A 15,302-nucleotide genomic window follows, 5' to 3' on the forward strand; every position below is an offset into this window, starting at 1 on the left:
AAAAAGCTTCGCGGCCCTCCGAGGGTCGCGAAGCTTTTCTTAATCAGTGGGTGATGCGTTGGTAGTTTTTTCCGATTGTCGTGATGTTTGTTTTCTTCAGGTTGGCATTCTTCTGGTCGCACGCTACCGAGCAATCCTTGATTACTTCATGCAATACTTCGGCAGTGATGTTGTCTTCCAACAAGAGGCCGTATTGATAATTCAGATTATCAAAGATGACAAGCGAAGGATTCGTTTTGATGTTCATCTCTTGGGCGATATGCTGATCTGCTTCATAGCTGCTTTTTACGAAAGGCGATTCTTTGTCCTCAAAAAACATGTCGACATCCAGGTTAGCTTTGATAGCCACTACCGTTAATAGTTCTTTAGAGTAGGCGGTCTTACCGTCCGCAAGTGATTTCTGCAGGTGAAGCAAAAAGTTGCGGCCGCGTTTTTTGCCTTGCATCAAGGCAGCTTTATATGCCAAAGAGGCATCATAGATGGAACTGTATATTTGATTGCGTAAGGTTAAATCTTTTTCCGGCAAATTTAATCTCTTCATGTACTGCGTCACGGTATTGAAATTATGGAAAGTGATGAAGCGGAAGTGAACTTTCGGGCCTTCCAATGAACTCATGAATTTCAGAACTTCTTGTTCGGTAAGGTAGCACTTGTGGCCTATCGGGTTCACGAATAGATAAAGCTCAAAAATCTGTTGAGGAGAAGAGATAGAATCAGCTGTATTCTGTTTTGACCTATACATTTTAATCCTCCCTCTTTCCTGTTTTGCTTACTTTTAGTTTACCAAAAAAAATCCCAAACAAGTAGCAATAAGGCTTCCCGAAGAGTTGCCTGTTGAAGACCGGCAATAGTTCTTCCTTATGACCTTCTTTTTTCTTGTTCAGTATCGGCTGTTTCATTGTCAAGGTGTATTTTACGAGACAATGAACTAATTTGCAACTAAATCGATTGATTTTTTTATCTTGTATAGCTTGAAATTCGATTCAGACAGAAGAATTTTGCGCTTTTGTCTGTTTTACGCGATGAAATAAGCAAAAAGATCCATTCTTCGTTCGATTCTGCGGAGAATGGATCTTTTTATATAGAATGGATCGGCGGAAATTAACTACTAATGATGTGTCGTCGAATTTGGATAGGCCAGCATACGTTCGATTTTTTGTTTCGCTTTTCGGACTTTGATGTCATGGAGCTTCAGAAAATTCTGGAATATGAGGGCTCCTTCTTCCAAAGACTCGGACTCGAATTCTAATTCGTAATCCATCTGATCCTGGTAGAAACTTTTATCCAAGAAGAAGGTACCTTTGTCACCCGGGAAATCATAGCGGATGGTCGAGAGTTGTCCGATTATGACAAGGTCCCCTGGCGCGATACCTAATCCCTTCAATTTGTCGGCTACACTCCCTGTTGCTTTCATCAGATGAGCTTCGACCAATGTTTTTGCTTCATCGAGAGTCAAATCATCATTCGTTTCCAATTTTTCATTTTCTTGGATAGGCGTCTTCAGTGTAATTTCACCTTTATCTTCATACATCCGGATGCGCAGTCCACTGTTCAGACCCTTCAGTTTAAAGTCAGGTGTATCGAAATAGATATTGGTTTGTTTGGTCGGTTCAGTTTCATCAAGGTCGAAGGCAACGATCAACGCTTCGTATTCTTCTTTATTTAATAGGTTTTTGAATTCTTTTTCAATATTTTGGCTCATTGTCGGTACTTCCTTTCTGTTAAGAGGGTCGTTTTGATCGCGGTAGCTGATCAAAATTCGAATGTGCGTTAAATCCATTCATCAGCACATAATCGAGTAGATGATGCAAAATCTTAATCATATTGTATCATAAGTTTTGCATTGGTTATCATTTAGCGATACTGATGTAAAGTGCGTATTGTTTATATTTGAATAAAAAATGAATTCGTCCCTTTTCGACAAGAATTGTATAGAATCATAAATAATTGTGATAAAATAAAGTAGCATATACTATATGATAGGGTGTCGTTCTATGGAAAATAAGGAAGTTGAAAACTGGGATTCATTTTTAGCGCCGTACGAACAAGCGGTAGAGGAACTAAAAGTTAAGCTGAAGGGAATCCGCAAGCAATATCGCGATGAGAATACGCACGCCCCCATCGAATTCATTACGGGACGTGTCAAAACAAAGGAAAGCATATTGGAAAAGGCGGAAGTCCGGGATATCGACTTGACCAGACTGGAACAAGACGTACAGGATATTGCCGGATTGCGGATCATGTGCCAATTTGTAGAGGATATACACGAAGTTGTGCGCCTTTTGCGCGCAAGAAAAGACTTTAAGATCATCATAGAACGGGATTACATTACGCATAAAAAAGAGAGCGGCTATCGCTCGTACCATATGGTGATCGAATATCCGGTCCAACGCATTTATGAAGAGAAAAAAATACTCGTCGAAATTCAGATCAGGACATTAGCCATGAATTTTTGGGCAACGATCGAACATTCGTTGAACTACAAATATCGGGGCGAATATCCGGAAGAATTGCATGACCGTCTGATACGCGCGGCAGAAGCTGCCTTTCGTCTTGACGAAGAAATGTCGGAAATACGCGAAGAAATCAAGGATGCTCAACGTTATTTTTCCGATAAGAAAGAAGATGGACGATAAAATTATTCGAGAGGAGATCGGATATGAAAATTGCACTGGTCCATAACCAGACGCCAGAGACGTTATCCGTTGCGGCCAAGTTCAAAGAGATGTGCCTCTCTGAAAAAATTGAAATTATCACGGACCATCCGGATCTTGTAGTATCGATCGGGGGCGATGGCACATTGCTTTCGGCTTTCCATAAATACGAAGAACAATTGAACCATGTGCGATTTGTGGGAATCCATACTGGACATCTGGGCTTCTATACGGATTGGCGTACTTATGAACTGCCGGAACTTGTGGAAAGCCTGAAGCATGACAAAGGAGAAAGCGTCAGCTATCCACTGCTCGATGTGCGCGTCAAGTATGCTGATGAGGAGGAAGAAACCCGCTACATCGCTCTGAACGAAGCAAGTTTGAAGAAGATGGACGGAACGATGGTTTGCGATATCTACGTGAAGGATGAGCTGTTCGAGACATTCCGGGGCGATGGTCTTTGTGTTTCCACTCCTACAGGTTCGACCGGGTTCAGCAAATCGCTTGGTGGAGCCGTTATCCATCCTCGCACGGAAGCTATCCAGCTGACCGAGATGGCCTCGGTGAATAACCGCATCTATCGGACGCTGAGTTCACCCATGATCATAGCGAAAGACGAATGGATTGTTATTTATCCCCACAAGGAAGATCGCTTGATTTTGTCTGTGGATCATTTGACATTCAAGAAACGAAGCATCGAACGACTGGTTTACCGGATTGCTCAGGAGCGCGTGCATTTTGCGCGTTACCGTCATACGCATTTCTGGGATCGGGTGGAGGATGCGTTCATCGGCGTGAAGAAAAACGATAGGAACGAACGGACAAAGGAGCGGTGAATATGTCAACCAAAAAGTGGCTGCTGAAGGCGCGTTTGAAGGAACAGCACATCGAAGCGCTGAAGGGGCTCTACCCGGAATACGAGATGATTACCGATGATGCGGAAACAGAAGGGTTCAGTGCAGTCGAGTGGACTGTCGGATGGAACGACAAATTGACCAACCTGTTGGATGGAGGGCAATTGCCTTCATTAAGATGGGTCCAAGCGATTTCGGCAGGCGTGAACAGTCTTCCCTTAGAAACCTTTGAAAGAAAGGGAATCTACTTGACGAACGCGAGCGGCATCCATGCTGAACCGATTGCTGAATACGTCATCGGCGTATTGCTTTCGCATATGCGCGGATTGAAGGCTGCGATCCTGAATCAGCCGCAACGCAAATGGGAACAGACCATGGAACTCCAGGAACTGAAAGGCAAGACGATGATGATCGTAGGTGCGGGTCACATCGGGAATCGGCTGGGAGAACTGGCCAAAGCATTCGGTATGAAAGTCATCGCTGTCAATCGCAGCGGTAAGGATTTACCTGGCATGGATGTGACGGTCAAAATGGATGATATCGTTACAGTCATCGATTTTGCGGATGTTGTCGTGGATATTCTTCCCCAAACGGATGAAACCTATCGCGTGTTCAATGATGCTCTATTCTCGCGCATGAAAAAGGGTGTTCTATTCGTGAATGTAGGACGTGGCGCCACGGTGGACAGCGATAGTCTCATCAAAGCGTTGGACAATGGGACGGTGGCCTACGCGGCTTTGGATGTGTTCGACGAGGAACCGTTGCCGGCAGAAAGTCCATTATGGAGGCATGAAAAGGTACTGATTACGCCGCACTTTTCGGGTGTGGTTGAACATTTCCGGGACAGTCTGTTTGAAGTTGTCTTGGAGAACGCAAAGAGTTACAAAGAAGACGGCAAACCAAGCCGCAACTTGATTGATTTTGGGAAAAAATATTAACAGATAAAGAAGGGCTGCACCGGCGATTTGGCAGGTGCGGCCTTTTTTGCCGATTTTTTTCACATGATGGCGGGGCATGAGTTGTGGAATGTGCTCATTTTGGTTAGAATAGGAATGTATGTTACCGGGCTGAATCCTGAAGATTTCAGGATCCTTGTAATGCTTGGTGATCTGTTCAATATCCGGATCAGCAAAGAAACAATCAAGGCGGCTGTTCCGCATGTAGAGATTTGGTATAGAGTAGGGGTAGTGTGGAGTGATTTTTAGCTGGATATATGAAAAAGAAGAGACGATACAAATGAAGGCCTTTTTACGTTCCAAGGGTATATCAAAAAGTCTGCTGGCTACCATCAAATTTGATGGCGGCAGTATCTGGCTGAACGGTAAAGAAAGAACGGTGCTGGCGACCTTGAAAAAGGGCGACAAAGTGATGATCCGGATTCCGGATGAAGGGGAGCATGAAACGACTGTCGGAGTGGATATGCCTTTGGACATTTTATTTGAGGACGACCACTTTTTGGTTGTGAACAAACCATTTGGTGCTGCCTCCATCCCATCAAAGGTGCACCCGCGTCTTTCAATGGCGAACCGCGTCAAAGGCTACTATCAACGCCAAGGCTACGTGGACCAAGTCATCCATATTGTCACGCGTTTGGATCGGGATACGACCGGTGTGATGCTTTTTGCAAGGCATGGGTATGCGCATGCTCTGATGGATACGCTATTGCGCAATAAGGAAGTCGACAAAACGTATCGTGCGATCTTATCCGAACCGGTGCTGACGCAACCCCACGGATTCATCGATGCTCCCATCGGAAGGACAGAGGATTCGATCATGACGCGAATGATCAGGGAAGACGGCAAACAAGCGCTGACGGAATATTGGCTGGATAAGTCCTATCCGGATGGTCAGACTGTGAAAATCAAGTTGCATACGGGAAGGACCCATCAGATTCGGGTGCATTTCACCTCGATTGGAGCCCCTCTGCTTGGAGATGACCTTTATGGAGGGAAAGCTGATCCAGAAATGTTGCGGCAAGCTCTGCATTGTGAGTCATTGGCATTTGTGCATCCGATCAGTGGGGAGCCGTTAAAGATAGAAGCGCCGTTGCCGGATGATTTTATCAAATGGGAAAGCAGACAGAGAGACAAGGAGGGTGATGTCCGTGTTGGAACCGCAATATGAATTTGAACTGGATGAAGCGTTGGCGAAAATCCGCGAATCACTCCAGGGCGAGGATATGGAAAAATTCCGTTCTGATTTTTTGGACTATCACCTCTACGATCAGGCTCAGATCTATCTGGCCTTGGCGCCTGAGGAACGCATTACGATGTACAATTATCTTTCCGCAAATGAAATGGCTGACATGTTCGAAATTATCGAAGAAGATGTCGAGTCGATCGAAGCGTATCTTTTGGAAATGAATAATCAATACGCGGCTGATATGTTGGCCAACATGTATGCCGATAATGCCGTTGATATGCTGAAGCAACTGAAGGATGAGCGGATTTGGTTGTATCTGCGCCTTATGCCTATGGAAGCGGCAAAAGAAATCCGGGCCCTGTTGAATTATGAAGATGAGACTGCCGGTGCCATCATGACGCCGGAATTCGTCTCGATCGTCGCCAACCAAACGGTTCGATCAGCGATGGCCATCCTTAAAAGCAAAGCACCTGATGCGGAAACGATCTACTATATTTACGTCGTCAATGTGGATAATGTACTGGTCGGGGTCATTTCCTTGAGGGATCTGATCGTGAATGATGAAGATATGATGATTGGCGATATCATGAGTGAGCGGATTGTTTCCGTGAACGTAAACGAAGGTCAAGAAGATGTTGCTCATAAAATCAGGGACTATGACTTTCTGGCTGTACCGGTAGTCGACGAAAACAATGTATTGCTGGGGATCATCACTGTTGATGATATCATCGATGTCATCGATGAAGAAGCCGTCAGCGACTTCTCCGGTTTGGCCGGGGTCGACGTTGAGGAGCAATCGGAAAATCCTTTTGTGGCGGCATCCAAACGGCTACCTTGGTTGATTACGCTATTATTCTTGGGTATGGGAACATCCACTTTAATCAGTCAATATGAAGGGTTGATTGCAGATGCGTCGATTCTTTCCGTATTTGTCACCTTGATTACCGGTACATCCGGTAACGCGGGAACGCAATCTCTTGCCGTCGCAGTCCGGAAGATCGGCATGCAGGATGATGAAGAGAAGAACTTATTCCGTACTATTTTGTCTGAATTGGCGACTGGGGTGATCTCCGGATTGGTTACAGGTGTCACGATTGCACTTGTCATCGGTGTTTGGAAGCAAAACTTCATCCTGGGTGGGATCATCGGCATTTCCATGTTGGTTGCCATCACGGTTGCGAATCTGGCCGGTAGTTTGATTCCCGTACTGATGGATCGAATTGGCTTTGATCCTGCCGTCGCAAGTGGGCCGTTCATCTCTACATTCAGCGATTTGACCTCCGTTTTGATCTATTTTAATATCGCAAAACATTTTATCAGCACTCTTATGTAGGTGCAAAAAATAGGCAATGGACAAGCAGCCGCTCTGTCCATTGCCTATTTTTGACGGGTTTAGTGCTCATCCCCTAAACGCGAATTGTCACGCTCTACGCAAACGCGTTCTGATTCGCAGACACCACTACCGTTTCGCAACCGGCTGTCGTCCACAAAAGAGGTGAACGGTAGCCGGTCACTCCAACGTATGGGTGTCTAAACGCGAATCATCACGCTCTACGCAAACGCGTTCTGATTCGCAGGGGATTCCGCCTAAGCTGCTATTACGTCACGGCCAAAAAGCGGCCGTTCTCGTAATAGCCTCTTAGTGCTCATCCCCTAAACGCGAATCATCACGCTCTATCAAACGCGTTCTGAATCCCAGAAATCTGTGCCTAAGCTGACTACCACACACGGACAAAAAAACGTCCGCTTAGTGTTAGTCCTCTTAGTGCTCGATTTCTACCCGGGATTCATCACGCTCTATCATTTTATCCATATCATGATGCAGGATTCCGGCTTCTTCGTATTCTTCGCCGCAGATGGTGTAGCCGACTTTTTCGTAAAAGCCGATGGCATGGTTCTGAGCGCCGAGGAACAGGCGCTTGCCACCGAGTTCGCGGACGTGCCTTTCGATTTCCTGCATCAGGGTGCTGCCGTATTTCTTTTCTCTTACGACTTTGCGGATGGCAACGCGCTGCACCTTGTATTTACCGTTTTCCATCGGATAAATGCGGGCAGTAGCAACCGGAATGGATTTTTCATAGCCAACGAGGTGTAGGGTTTTATCTTCCAAATCGTCAATTTCTATCGAGACCGGTACCTGCTGCTCCTCCACGAATACTTCTTTGCGGATGTCCAAGGCATCCTTGTAGGTTTTGGATTTTAGATTTTGTGTCCATTCAAAATGCAACAACGCGTATTCCTCGCTTTCAAAATTTACTAGGTTCGTTGGAACCTCTGTTCTTATTTTACCTGAATCAGCATTTTTTGTCTGAAATAATTGCTTTTGTCTTTTTTAAAGCCTTTCTTTTGCTATACTTATATAATCAGCTAGAGGAGGAATAGTATGCTTGACATAATTGAAACAATCCAACAATTGACAAACATTCCATCGCCAACAGGATATACGGCGGAAATCATCGGATTCTTGGATGAAAATCTGAAAAAAAAGGGATATCAGCCTGAACGGAATCATAAAGGAAGCTTGATGGTGACGGTTAAAGGGAACGAAGACCACAAAAGGCGTTTTGTGACTGCACATATCGATACGCTGGGGGCGATGGTGCGCGCAATCAAACCGGATGGTCGCTTAAAAATAGAGCTGATCGGCGGGTTCACTTACCATTCAATTGATGGTGAATACTGCACGATCCATAGTGCTGCTACCGGAAAAGAGTGGACGGGTACGATATTGTTGCACCAAACCAGTGTCCATGTATACAAAGATGCGCGAACGGCTGAACGCAGTCAAGACAATATGGAGATTCGTCTGGACGCGGAAGTGCACTCTGCAAAGGATGTCGCTTCGCTTGGCATAGGGGTAGGGGATTTCATCAGCTTTGCTCCCCGGACAGAGATTACGCCATCCGGTTACATCAAGTCAAGACATCTGGACGATAAAGCGAGTGCGGCTATCTTGCTGCAGTTCCTGCACCGTATCGCGGACGAAAACCTGATGTTACCGTATACGACTTGTTTCTTCTTTTCGAACAACGAGGAAATCGGCTACGGCGGCAACTCGAATATGCCACCGCACACGATGGAATATTTGGCTGTCGATATGGGTGCGATGGGCGATGATCAGCAGACTGACGAGTATACCGTGTCCATCTGCGTGAAGGACGGATCGGGCCCTTATCACTTCGGACTTCGTCAACAATTGGTCGGATTGTGCGAATCAAAGGCCATTCCTTACAAGTTGGATATCTATCCTTTTTACGGTAGTGATGCCTCTGCAGCCATGAAAGCGGGTTGGGATGTTCGCCATGCTTTGATCGGACCGGGAATCGATGCAAGCCATGCCTACGAGCGGACCCATCGGAAGTCTCTCGATGCGTGCGCGAGCTTGTTGGAAGCGTATCTGTCCGCTCCGATGATCGAAAACTAGATTCGCAAAAAGGGGATATTCAATGGAAAAGTTAAAGAAAACAAATCTGCTTTACTGGAGTATTTGGCTCTTAGTGATGGCGTGCTTAGTCTGGGTTTCCACCAAAATCGATTTTATTTTTTATCCGATCGGGGCCTTCATCTCTACGATCTTTACACCAGTTCTTGTGGCAGGATTTCTGTATTATATCTTCACGCCGTTCATCGAACTGCTTGAGCACAGGCTGAACATCAAACGTCCGATAGGCATCCTGATAGTCATGTTGCTTCTGATCGGCATCGTCATCTTCTCGTTTTTGGCGCTCATTCCGAATCTTGTAAACCAGATCGGAGAGTTGCTGACAAATTTGCCTGGTGTTATCCGTTCCCTGAATAATATCTATAAGCAAGTGATTGAACAGGAATGGGTTGCGCGGCTGGACATTCCGACCCAATTGTCCCAGTTGAGCGGAAATATTCAAAGCAGTATCACCGCCTTTCTCAATGGCCTGACTGGCAGCATCGGTTCTGTTCTGTCGGCCGTAGCCAATATTGCCTTGCTTGTCGTCATCATTCCGTTGATTTTTTTCTATATGCTGAAAGATGGACATAAGTTTCCGGAAGCGGTCGCTCAGTTATTGCCTCAGGAGTATTCAGCAGATGTTTTGGCGCTCCTGAAGGAAATCAACAAAACAATCGCCAAATATATCAGCGGACAGGCACTCGTTTGTTTGTTCGTAGGGACATTCACCTTTATCGGATATCTACTGATCGGATTGCCTTACGCCTTCCTGCTTGGAGTCACTGCAGCCGTCACAAACATTATTCCTTATCTTGGACCCTACATCGGCTTAATTCCGGCCGCAATAATTGGATTGACAGTCTCGCCGGCGAAAGCGCTCTTGGTCTGTGCGGTTGTCTTAGTAGTACAGCAAGTGGAATCGAACATCATTTCACCAAACGTCTTGGGCAAAACATTGGATATGCATCCGCTGACGATTCTCTTTTTGTTGTTGGCTGTCGGCAAGATTTCCGGTGTTCTGGGAATGATATTGGCGATTCCTACGTATGCAGTCTTAAAAACCATCGTTCAATATGTCCACAGATACGTTAAAAACAGGAAGAAAAAAGTGTTATATAAAGAATAATGAAAATTAATATGGATTCCAAGGGTTATTGATTGCTTTTTACCTTTGGAATCCTTTATTATATAAAAAGTATTAAGAGCATAACGAATCAATTTGTGCAGTTTTTATTATGAATTATGAGAATCGTTGCGGTTGATTTGTGCAAAATATATTAATGCGGAAAATTTAGGAGGAAGTACAATGAAAGTAATCGTAGTGGGATGTACACATGCCGGAACATCAGCAGTGAAGACAATTTTGAAGGAGAATCCAGGGACTGAAGTAACGGTATACGAAAGAAACGATAACGTTTCGTTCTTGTCATGCGGGATTGCGCTTTACGTCGGCGGTGTCGTGAAAGATCCACAAGGATTATTCTATTCTAACCCTGAGGAACTTGCTTCGTTGGGCGCAAACGTAAACATGCAACATGATGTAACAAACATTGATACAGCGGCAAAAACTGTTTCTGTGAAAAATTTAGTTACTGGGGAAGAAATCCAAGACACTTATGATAAATTGGTTCTGACTACTGGTTCATGGCCAATCATCCCGCCAATCGAAGGCATCCAGAGCAAAAATGTTTTGCTTTGCAAAAACTACAACCAAGCAAAAGAAATTATCGCACGTAAAGACGATAAAAAGAAAATCGTTGTTGTCGGCGGCGGTTACATCGGTATCGAATTGGTTGAAGCATTTGCCAACGATGGAAAAGAAGTAACATTAGTTGATGGTTTAGATCGCATTCTGAATAAATATTTGGATACTGAATTCACGGATATCCTTGAAGATGACTTGCGCGCACATGGCGTAAAAGTTCAATTGAACGAAATGGTTAAAGGTTTCAAAGACAACGAAGCGGGTGACATCACTACCGTAGTTACTACTGGCGGAGAATATGACGCTGAGTTGGTCATTCTTTGTGTCGGATTCAGACCGAGCACTGAGCTTGTCAAAGGCCAAGTGGAAATGATGGGAAATGGCGCAATCATCGTGAATGATTACATGCAAACAAGCGTGCCTGATGTTTATGCAGCAGGAGACAGCTGTGCGGTAAACTATAATCCGAATGGTGGGCACGCTTATATTCCGTTAGCAACAAATGCAGTACGTATGGGAATGTTGGTAGGGAAAAACATCAACGGACCTAAAATGAAATACCGTGGAACCCAGTCCACTTCAGGCTTATACCTAAACGGATTCAACATTGGCTCAACAGGTGTGAATTCCGCAAGTGCCGAAGCATTCGGTCTTGAAACACGTTCCGTAATTCTGGAGGATTTCTACCGTCCTGAATTCATGCCATCAAACGAAAAAATATTGATGAAACTTGTCTATGAAGTAGGCACAACCCGCATCGTTGGCGCACAACTGATGTCCAAATATGACATTACACAATCAGCCAACACATTATCATTGGCTATCCAAAACAAAATGACGATTGAAGATTTGGCACTTGTTGACTTCTTCTTCCAACCTCATTTTGACCGTCCTTGGAACTACTTGAACTTGTTGGCTCAAAAGGCTTTGGAACAAGAAGCTGAATTAGCTGCTAAATAATTCGATTCCATAATTTGGAACCCCTCCGTGATCGTTTGTTGATTATCGGAGGGGTTCTTTTGTTGGAGAAAGGGTATATCCGGATAAAATACTTGTTTTTTTTGCCGGGTCATTAGATAATGAAAGATAACAATCAACTTTCAAAGAGATCTAAAAAACGAAGGAGAAACATTCTATGACCACAGACCCCAGTAATCAGACATTGCTTTGGCAATTGTTGTTGATTGCGGTATTGACATTGGTGAACGCATTTTTTGCGGCATCTGAAATCGCATTTGTTTCATTGAATAAAAACAGGGTGGCAAATCAAGCCATCAAAGGGGATGAAAAAGCACGCAAAATTTTGGCGCTTTTGGATCATTCCGATGACTTTTTGGCGACCATCCAAGTTGCCATCACTTTTGCGGGCTTCCTTTCCAGTGCTTCGGCTGCCAATACATTCGCGGCCAGACTCGATCCCTACCTGAGTAATATACCAGGAGCAGAACAGGCAGCCATCCTGATCGTGACGTTAGCGCTCTCCTACATTTCCTTGGTATTCGGTGAGTTGTATCCGAAACAACTGGGACTGCAACGGCCGGAAGAGGTGGCGCGGGCCGGTGCGGGTTTCATCACTGTCGTACAAAAACTGATGAGACCTTTCGTTTGGTTCTTGTCTTTTTCAACGAGTGTTCTTGAGAAAATGACACCGATCACTTTCACAAGCGGAAACGACATGTTTTCGCGTGAAGAAGTGCGTGAATTGTTGGAGAAGAGCAGTGATGAAGGGACCATCGAACGGATGGAATTCAATATGCTTAAAGGTGTGCTTTCCATGGACAATAAGATGGCTAGGGAAGTAATGGTACCCCGGACGGATACCTTCATGCTGGATGTGAACGATGATGTCGAAGAAAACATAGAATCCGCGCTGGATTCTCCTTATACACGCATACCGATTTACGAGGACGACAAGGATAATATCATTGGTGTGTTGCATTTGAAAAATTTATTGAAGGAATCCAAAAATACGCCCATCGAACAGATTGATTTGCGGAAAATCATGAATGAGCCACTATTTGTTCCAGAAACCATACTCACGGATGAGTTGATGTCCTACCTGAAGAAAAGCCATAACCAGTTGGCGTTGCTTCATGACGAGTATGGCGGTATGGTCGGGATTGTGACCTTGGAGGACATTCTTGAGGAAATTGTTGGCGATATCGAGGATGAGTATGATGAAAGTTATGTTCTGATCGAACGGATTGGAGATAATGTATACGAAGCCGATGGGGCTACGCCTTTGCATCGTTTCAATGATTATTTTGGTACGCAACTTGAGTCAGCGGATGTCGATACAATCGCCGGTTATCTGTTGACGGAGTTGGGTGAGTTTCCGGAAGAAAATGAGCAAGCATCCATCGAGGAGAACGGATTGATCATCAAAACATTGGCGTTCGATAACCGCCGGCTTTTAAAAGTTGGCGTGTCTTATATCAATGAGAATGATCGGCCTGCAAAAGAACGTTTCAAAGAGGACGAGGCAGCTGAAACTGCCGATGGAGCGGAAGAAACAGAAGAAAGAGACTGAATGGTGAGCAGCTTAGCCCGGATCGATGAACATCGATCCGGGAGGGGCTGTTTTTTTGGTTCCATATGCTCTCGCAAGGGAATTCTTGTGGAATGCTCGGATTTCTTGTATAATAACAAAGGTATTGTCGTGGATTAGCGTGTGCATATTGCTCATGCTATCTTTTTGTGTAAAGGAAAGCAGATGATATTTTGAAACTAAGCGTTCGCCGCTGCAGACGTGTGATGGTTTTTCAAAATGTTTCCTGCTTCCAATATAAATGGCTAGCTCCACGGGTTTGCCCTGCGGAAATGAAAACGATCAGATTGCAGTGTTTCCATGCTCAGGGCTAAGCGAACCCGCTCAGCTTTTCTTACATTCACGATAGAGATATTTGGAAAAAAGGGGAAAAATATGACTCATACATTAGCAGATAAAGTTAAAGCAAGAAGAACATTTGCCATCATTTCCCATCCGGATGCCGGTAAAACGACCATCACGGAGCAGTTGCTGTTGTTTGGGGGCGCAATCCGTCAAGCCGGGACGGTAAAGGGAAAAAAATCAGGAAAATTCGCCAAATCAGATTGGATGGATATTGAAAAACAAAGGGGTATTTCTGTAACCAGTTCGGTCATGCAAGTTGATTACGACGGAAAGCAGATCAATATTTTGGATACGCCCGGACATGAAGATTTCTCGGAAGATACATACCGTACTCTGATGGCTGTGGATAGTGCAGTGATGGTCATCGATAGCGGGAAAGGGATTGAGCCGCAGACAAAGAAATTATTTAAAGTCTGCAGCATGCGAGGGATTCCGATCTTCACTTTCATCAATAAATTGGACCGTGATGGCCGCGAGCCGATGGATCTGATTGCGGAATTGGAAGAAGTGTTGGAGATCGATGCGTATCCGATGAACTGGCCGATGGGCATGGGTAAAAATTTATTAGGTCTGTATGATATTTACAATAACCGCGTAGAATTGACTCATCCTGAAGAGAATGAAGACAATGATTTTCTTCCGCTGAATGAAGACGGCGAAATCGAAGGCGATTATCAAGTGACGCAATCAACCATCTATACCCAAGCGGTTGAAGATGTCCAATTATTGAAAGAGGCTGGTAACGATTTTTCTGAAGAAGCGATTGCAGCCGGTAAACTGACGCCGGTCTTCTTTGGTTCCGCTTTAACGGGCTTTGGCGTTCAGACGTTCTTAGATGCCTTTGTGGATTTTGCTCCGAGTCCAAGTGAGCATCTGACGGTGGCGGATGAAATCGTTGAACCTACTGACGAAAACTTCACCGGCTTCATCTTCAAAATCCAAGCAAATATGAATCCCGCTCACCGAGATAGGATTGCTTTCGTGCGTGTCTGCTCCGGTGAATTCAAACCCGGGATGGATGTTTTTGTGACCCGTACCGGCAAAAAAATCAAATTGGCGCATACAACGCAGTTCATGGCCGATTCCCGTGAGCAAGTCCAGACCGCTGTAGCAGGTGATATCATCGGACTTTACGATACTGGGAACTTCCAGATCGGCGATACGATCCATGAAGGCAAAAAAGCACTTGAGTTTGAAGCGTTGCCGCAATTTACACCTGAACTGTTCATGAAAGTCACTCCGAAAAACGTCATGAAACAGAAATCCTTCCATAAAGGTGTGCAACAGTTGGTTCAAGAAGGAGCTATCCAGTTGTATAAAACTTACCACACAGAAGATTATATTTTGGGTGCGGTCGGTCAATTGCAGTTTGAAGTGTTCCAGTACCGTTTGTTGCACGAATACAATGCAGAAGTAGAAATGACACCGATGGGCTCAAAAATTGCGCGATGGATCGATCCGGAAGATTTGGATCCGAATATGTCATCCAGCCGTAACTTATTATGCCGCGACCGTTTTGGGGATCCTGTGTTCCTTTTCGAAAATCAATTTGCTATGCGTTGGTTCGAGGATAAATATCCAGAAGTCAAATTGACATCTTTACTTTAATTTGATCAAAGAAACAAAAAAC

General features: G+C 44.8%; 13 protein-coding genes. 10 read left to right on the forward strand and 3 right to left on the reverse strand.

Features of this window, described 5'->3' with window-relative positions; all coding sequences use genetic code 11:
• Positions 1 to 43 precede the first annotated feature (43 nt).
• Both ACKPCD_RS06840 and ACKPCD_RS06845 read right to left on the reverse strand, forming a co-directional pair.
• Positions 44 to 742, reverse strand: a complete 699-nt coding sequence (locus ACKPCD_RS06840) for a DsbA family protein (protein WP_321434461.1) — start codon at positions 740 to 742, stop codon at positions 44 to 46.
• Positions 743 to 1,108: 366 nt separating this feature from the next.
• Positions 1,109 to 1,702, reverse strand: a complete 594-nt coding sequence (locus tag ACKPCD_RS06845; RefSeq protein ID WP_321434462.1) for a CYTH domain-containing protein — start codon at positions 1,700 to 1,702, stop codon at positions 1,109 to 1,111.
• A 292-nt stretch (positions 1,703 to 1,994) separates the two neighbouring features.
• Between ACKPCD_RS06845 and ACKPCD_RS06850 the strand changes: the two genes are divergently transcribed.
• From ACKPCD_RS06850 to mgtE, 5 genes are all read left to right on the forward strand, one after another.
• Positions 1,995 to 2,636, forward strand: coding sequence for a GTP diphosphokinase (locus tag ACKPCD_RS06850; protein ID WP_276646060.1), 642 nt, complete (start codon positions 1,995 to 1,997; stop codon positions 2,634 to 2,636).
• Between the two features lie 23 nt (positions 2,637 to 2,659).
• Positions 2,660 to 3,490 (forward strand): NAD kinase, encoded by an 831-nt coding sequence (locus tag ACKPCD_RS06855; protein WP_086988318.1) that lies wholly within the window; start codon positions 2,660 to 2,662, stop codon positions 3,488 to 3,490.
• A gap of 2 nt (positions 3,491 to 3,492) precedes the next feature.
• Positions 3,493 to 4,446: an NAD(P)-dependent oxidoreductase gene (locus ACKPCD_RS06860; RefSeq protein WP_321434463.1), complete on the forward strand. Its 954-nt coding sequence runs from the start codon at positions 3,493 to 3,495 to the stop codon at positions 4,444 to 4,446.
• A 256-nt stretch (positions 4,447 to 4,702) separates the two neighbouring features.
• Positions 4,703 to 5,632: an RluA family pseudouridine synthase gene (locus ACKPCD_RS06865; RefSeq protein WP_321434464.1), complete on the forward strand. Its 930-nt coding sequence runs from the start codon at positions 4,703 to 4,705 to the stop codon at positions 5,630 to 5,632.
• The gene (gene mgtE / locus ACKPCD_RS06870; protein WP_321434465.1) at positions 5,607 to 6,983 is read left to right on the forward strand and encodes a magnesium transporter; all 1,377 of its coding nucleotides are present in this window, start codon (positions 5,607 to 5,609) and stop codon (positions 6,981 to 6,983) included. The genes ACKPCD_RS06865 and mgtE overlap by 26 nt, the downstream gene beginning before the upstream one ends.
• 429 nt (positions 6,984 to 7,412) lie before the next feature.
• Here the strand turns inward: mgtE and ACKPCD_RS06875 are convergent, their stop codons facing one another.
• Positions 7,413 to 7,880 carry a GNAT family N-acetyltransferase gene (locus ACKPCD_RS06875; RefSeq protein WP_321434466.1) on the reverse strand — a complete coding sequence of 156 codons (468 nt, stop codon included), beginning with the start codon at positions 7,878 to 7,880 and terminating at the stop codon, positions 7,413 to 7,415.
• A 153-nt stretch (positions 7,881 to 8,033) separates the two neighbouring features.
• Here ACKPCD_RS06875 and ACKPCD_RS06880 point away from each other — a divergent pair, with 153 nt between their 5' ends.
• The 5 genes from ACKPCD_RS06880 to ACKPCD_RS06900 all read left to right on the forward strand — a co-directional run bounded on the left by ACKPCD_RS06880 (position 8,034) and on the right by ACKPCD_RS06900 (position 15,280).
• Positions 8,034 to 9,074 (forward strand): M42 family metallopeptidase, encoded by a 1,041-nt coding sequence (locus ACKPCD_RS06880; protein ID WP_086988323.1) that lies wholly within the window; start codon positions 8,034 to 8,036, stop codon positions 9,072 to 9,074.
• Between the two features lie 22 nt (positions 9,075 to 9,096).
• On the forward strand, positions 9,097 to 10,200 hold the full coding sequence (locus ACKPCD_RS06885) for an AI-2E family transporter (RefSeq protein WP_321434467.1): 1,104 nt from the start codon (positions 9,097 to 9,099) through the stop codon (positions 10,198 to 10,200).
• A 180-nt stretch (positions 10,201 to 10,380) separates the two neighbouring features.
• The gene (locus ACKPCD_RS06890) at positions 10,381 to 11,739 is read left to right on the forward strand and encodes an FAD-dependent oxidoreductase (RefSeq protein ID WP_288926791.1); all 1,359 of its coding nucleotides are present in this window, start codon (positions 10,381 to 10,383) and stop codon (positions 11,737 to 11,739) included.
• Between the two features lie 175 nt (positions 11,740 to 11,914).
• The gene (locus tag ACKPCD_RS06895; protein ID WP_321434468.1) at positions 11,915 to 13,309 is read left to right on the forward strand and encodes a hemolysin family protein; all 1,395 of its coding nucleotides are present in this window, start codon (positions 11,915 to 11,917) and stop codon (positions 13,307 to 13,309) included.
• A gap of 393 nt (positions 13,310 to 13,702) precedes the next feature.
• Positions 13,703 to 15,280, forward strand: a complete 1,578-nt coding sequence (locus tag ACKPCD_RS06900; RefSeq protein ID WP_086988327.1) for a peptide chain release factor 3 — start codon at positions 13,703 to 13,705, stop codon at positions 15,278 to 15,280.
• Positions 15,281 to 15,302 lie beyond the last annotated feature (22 nt).

The sequence above is a fragment of the Trichococcus flocculiformis genome (genome assembly GCF_963662535.1).
Lineage (GTDB): Bacteria > Bacillota > Bacilli > Lactobacillales > Aerococcaceae > Trichococcus > Trichococcus flocculiformis.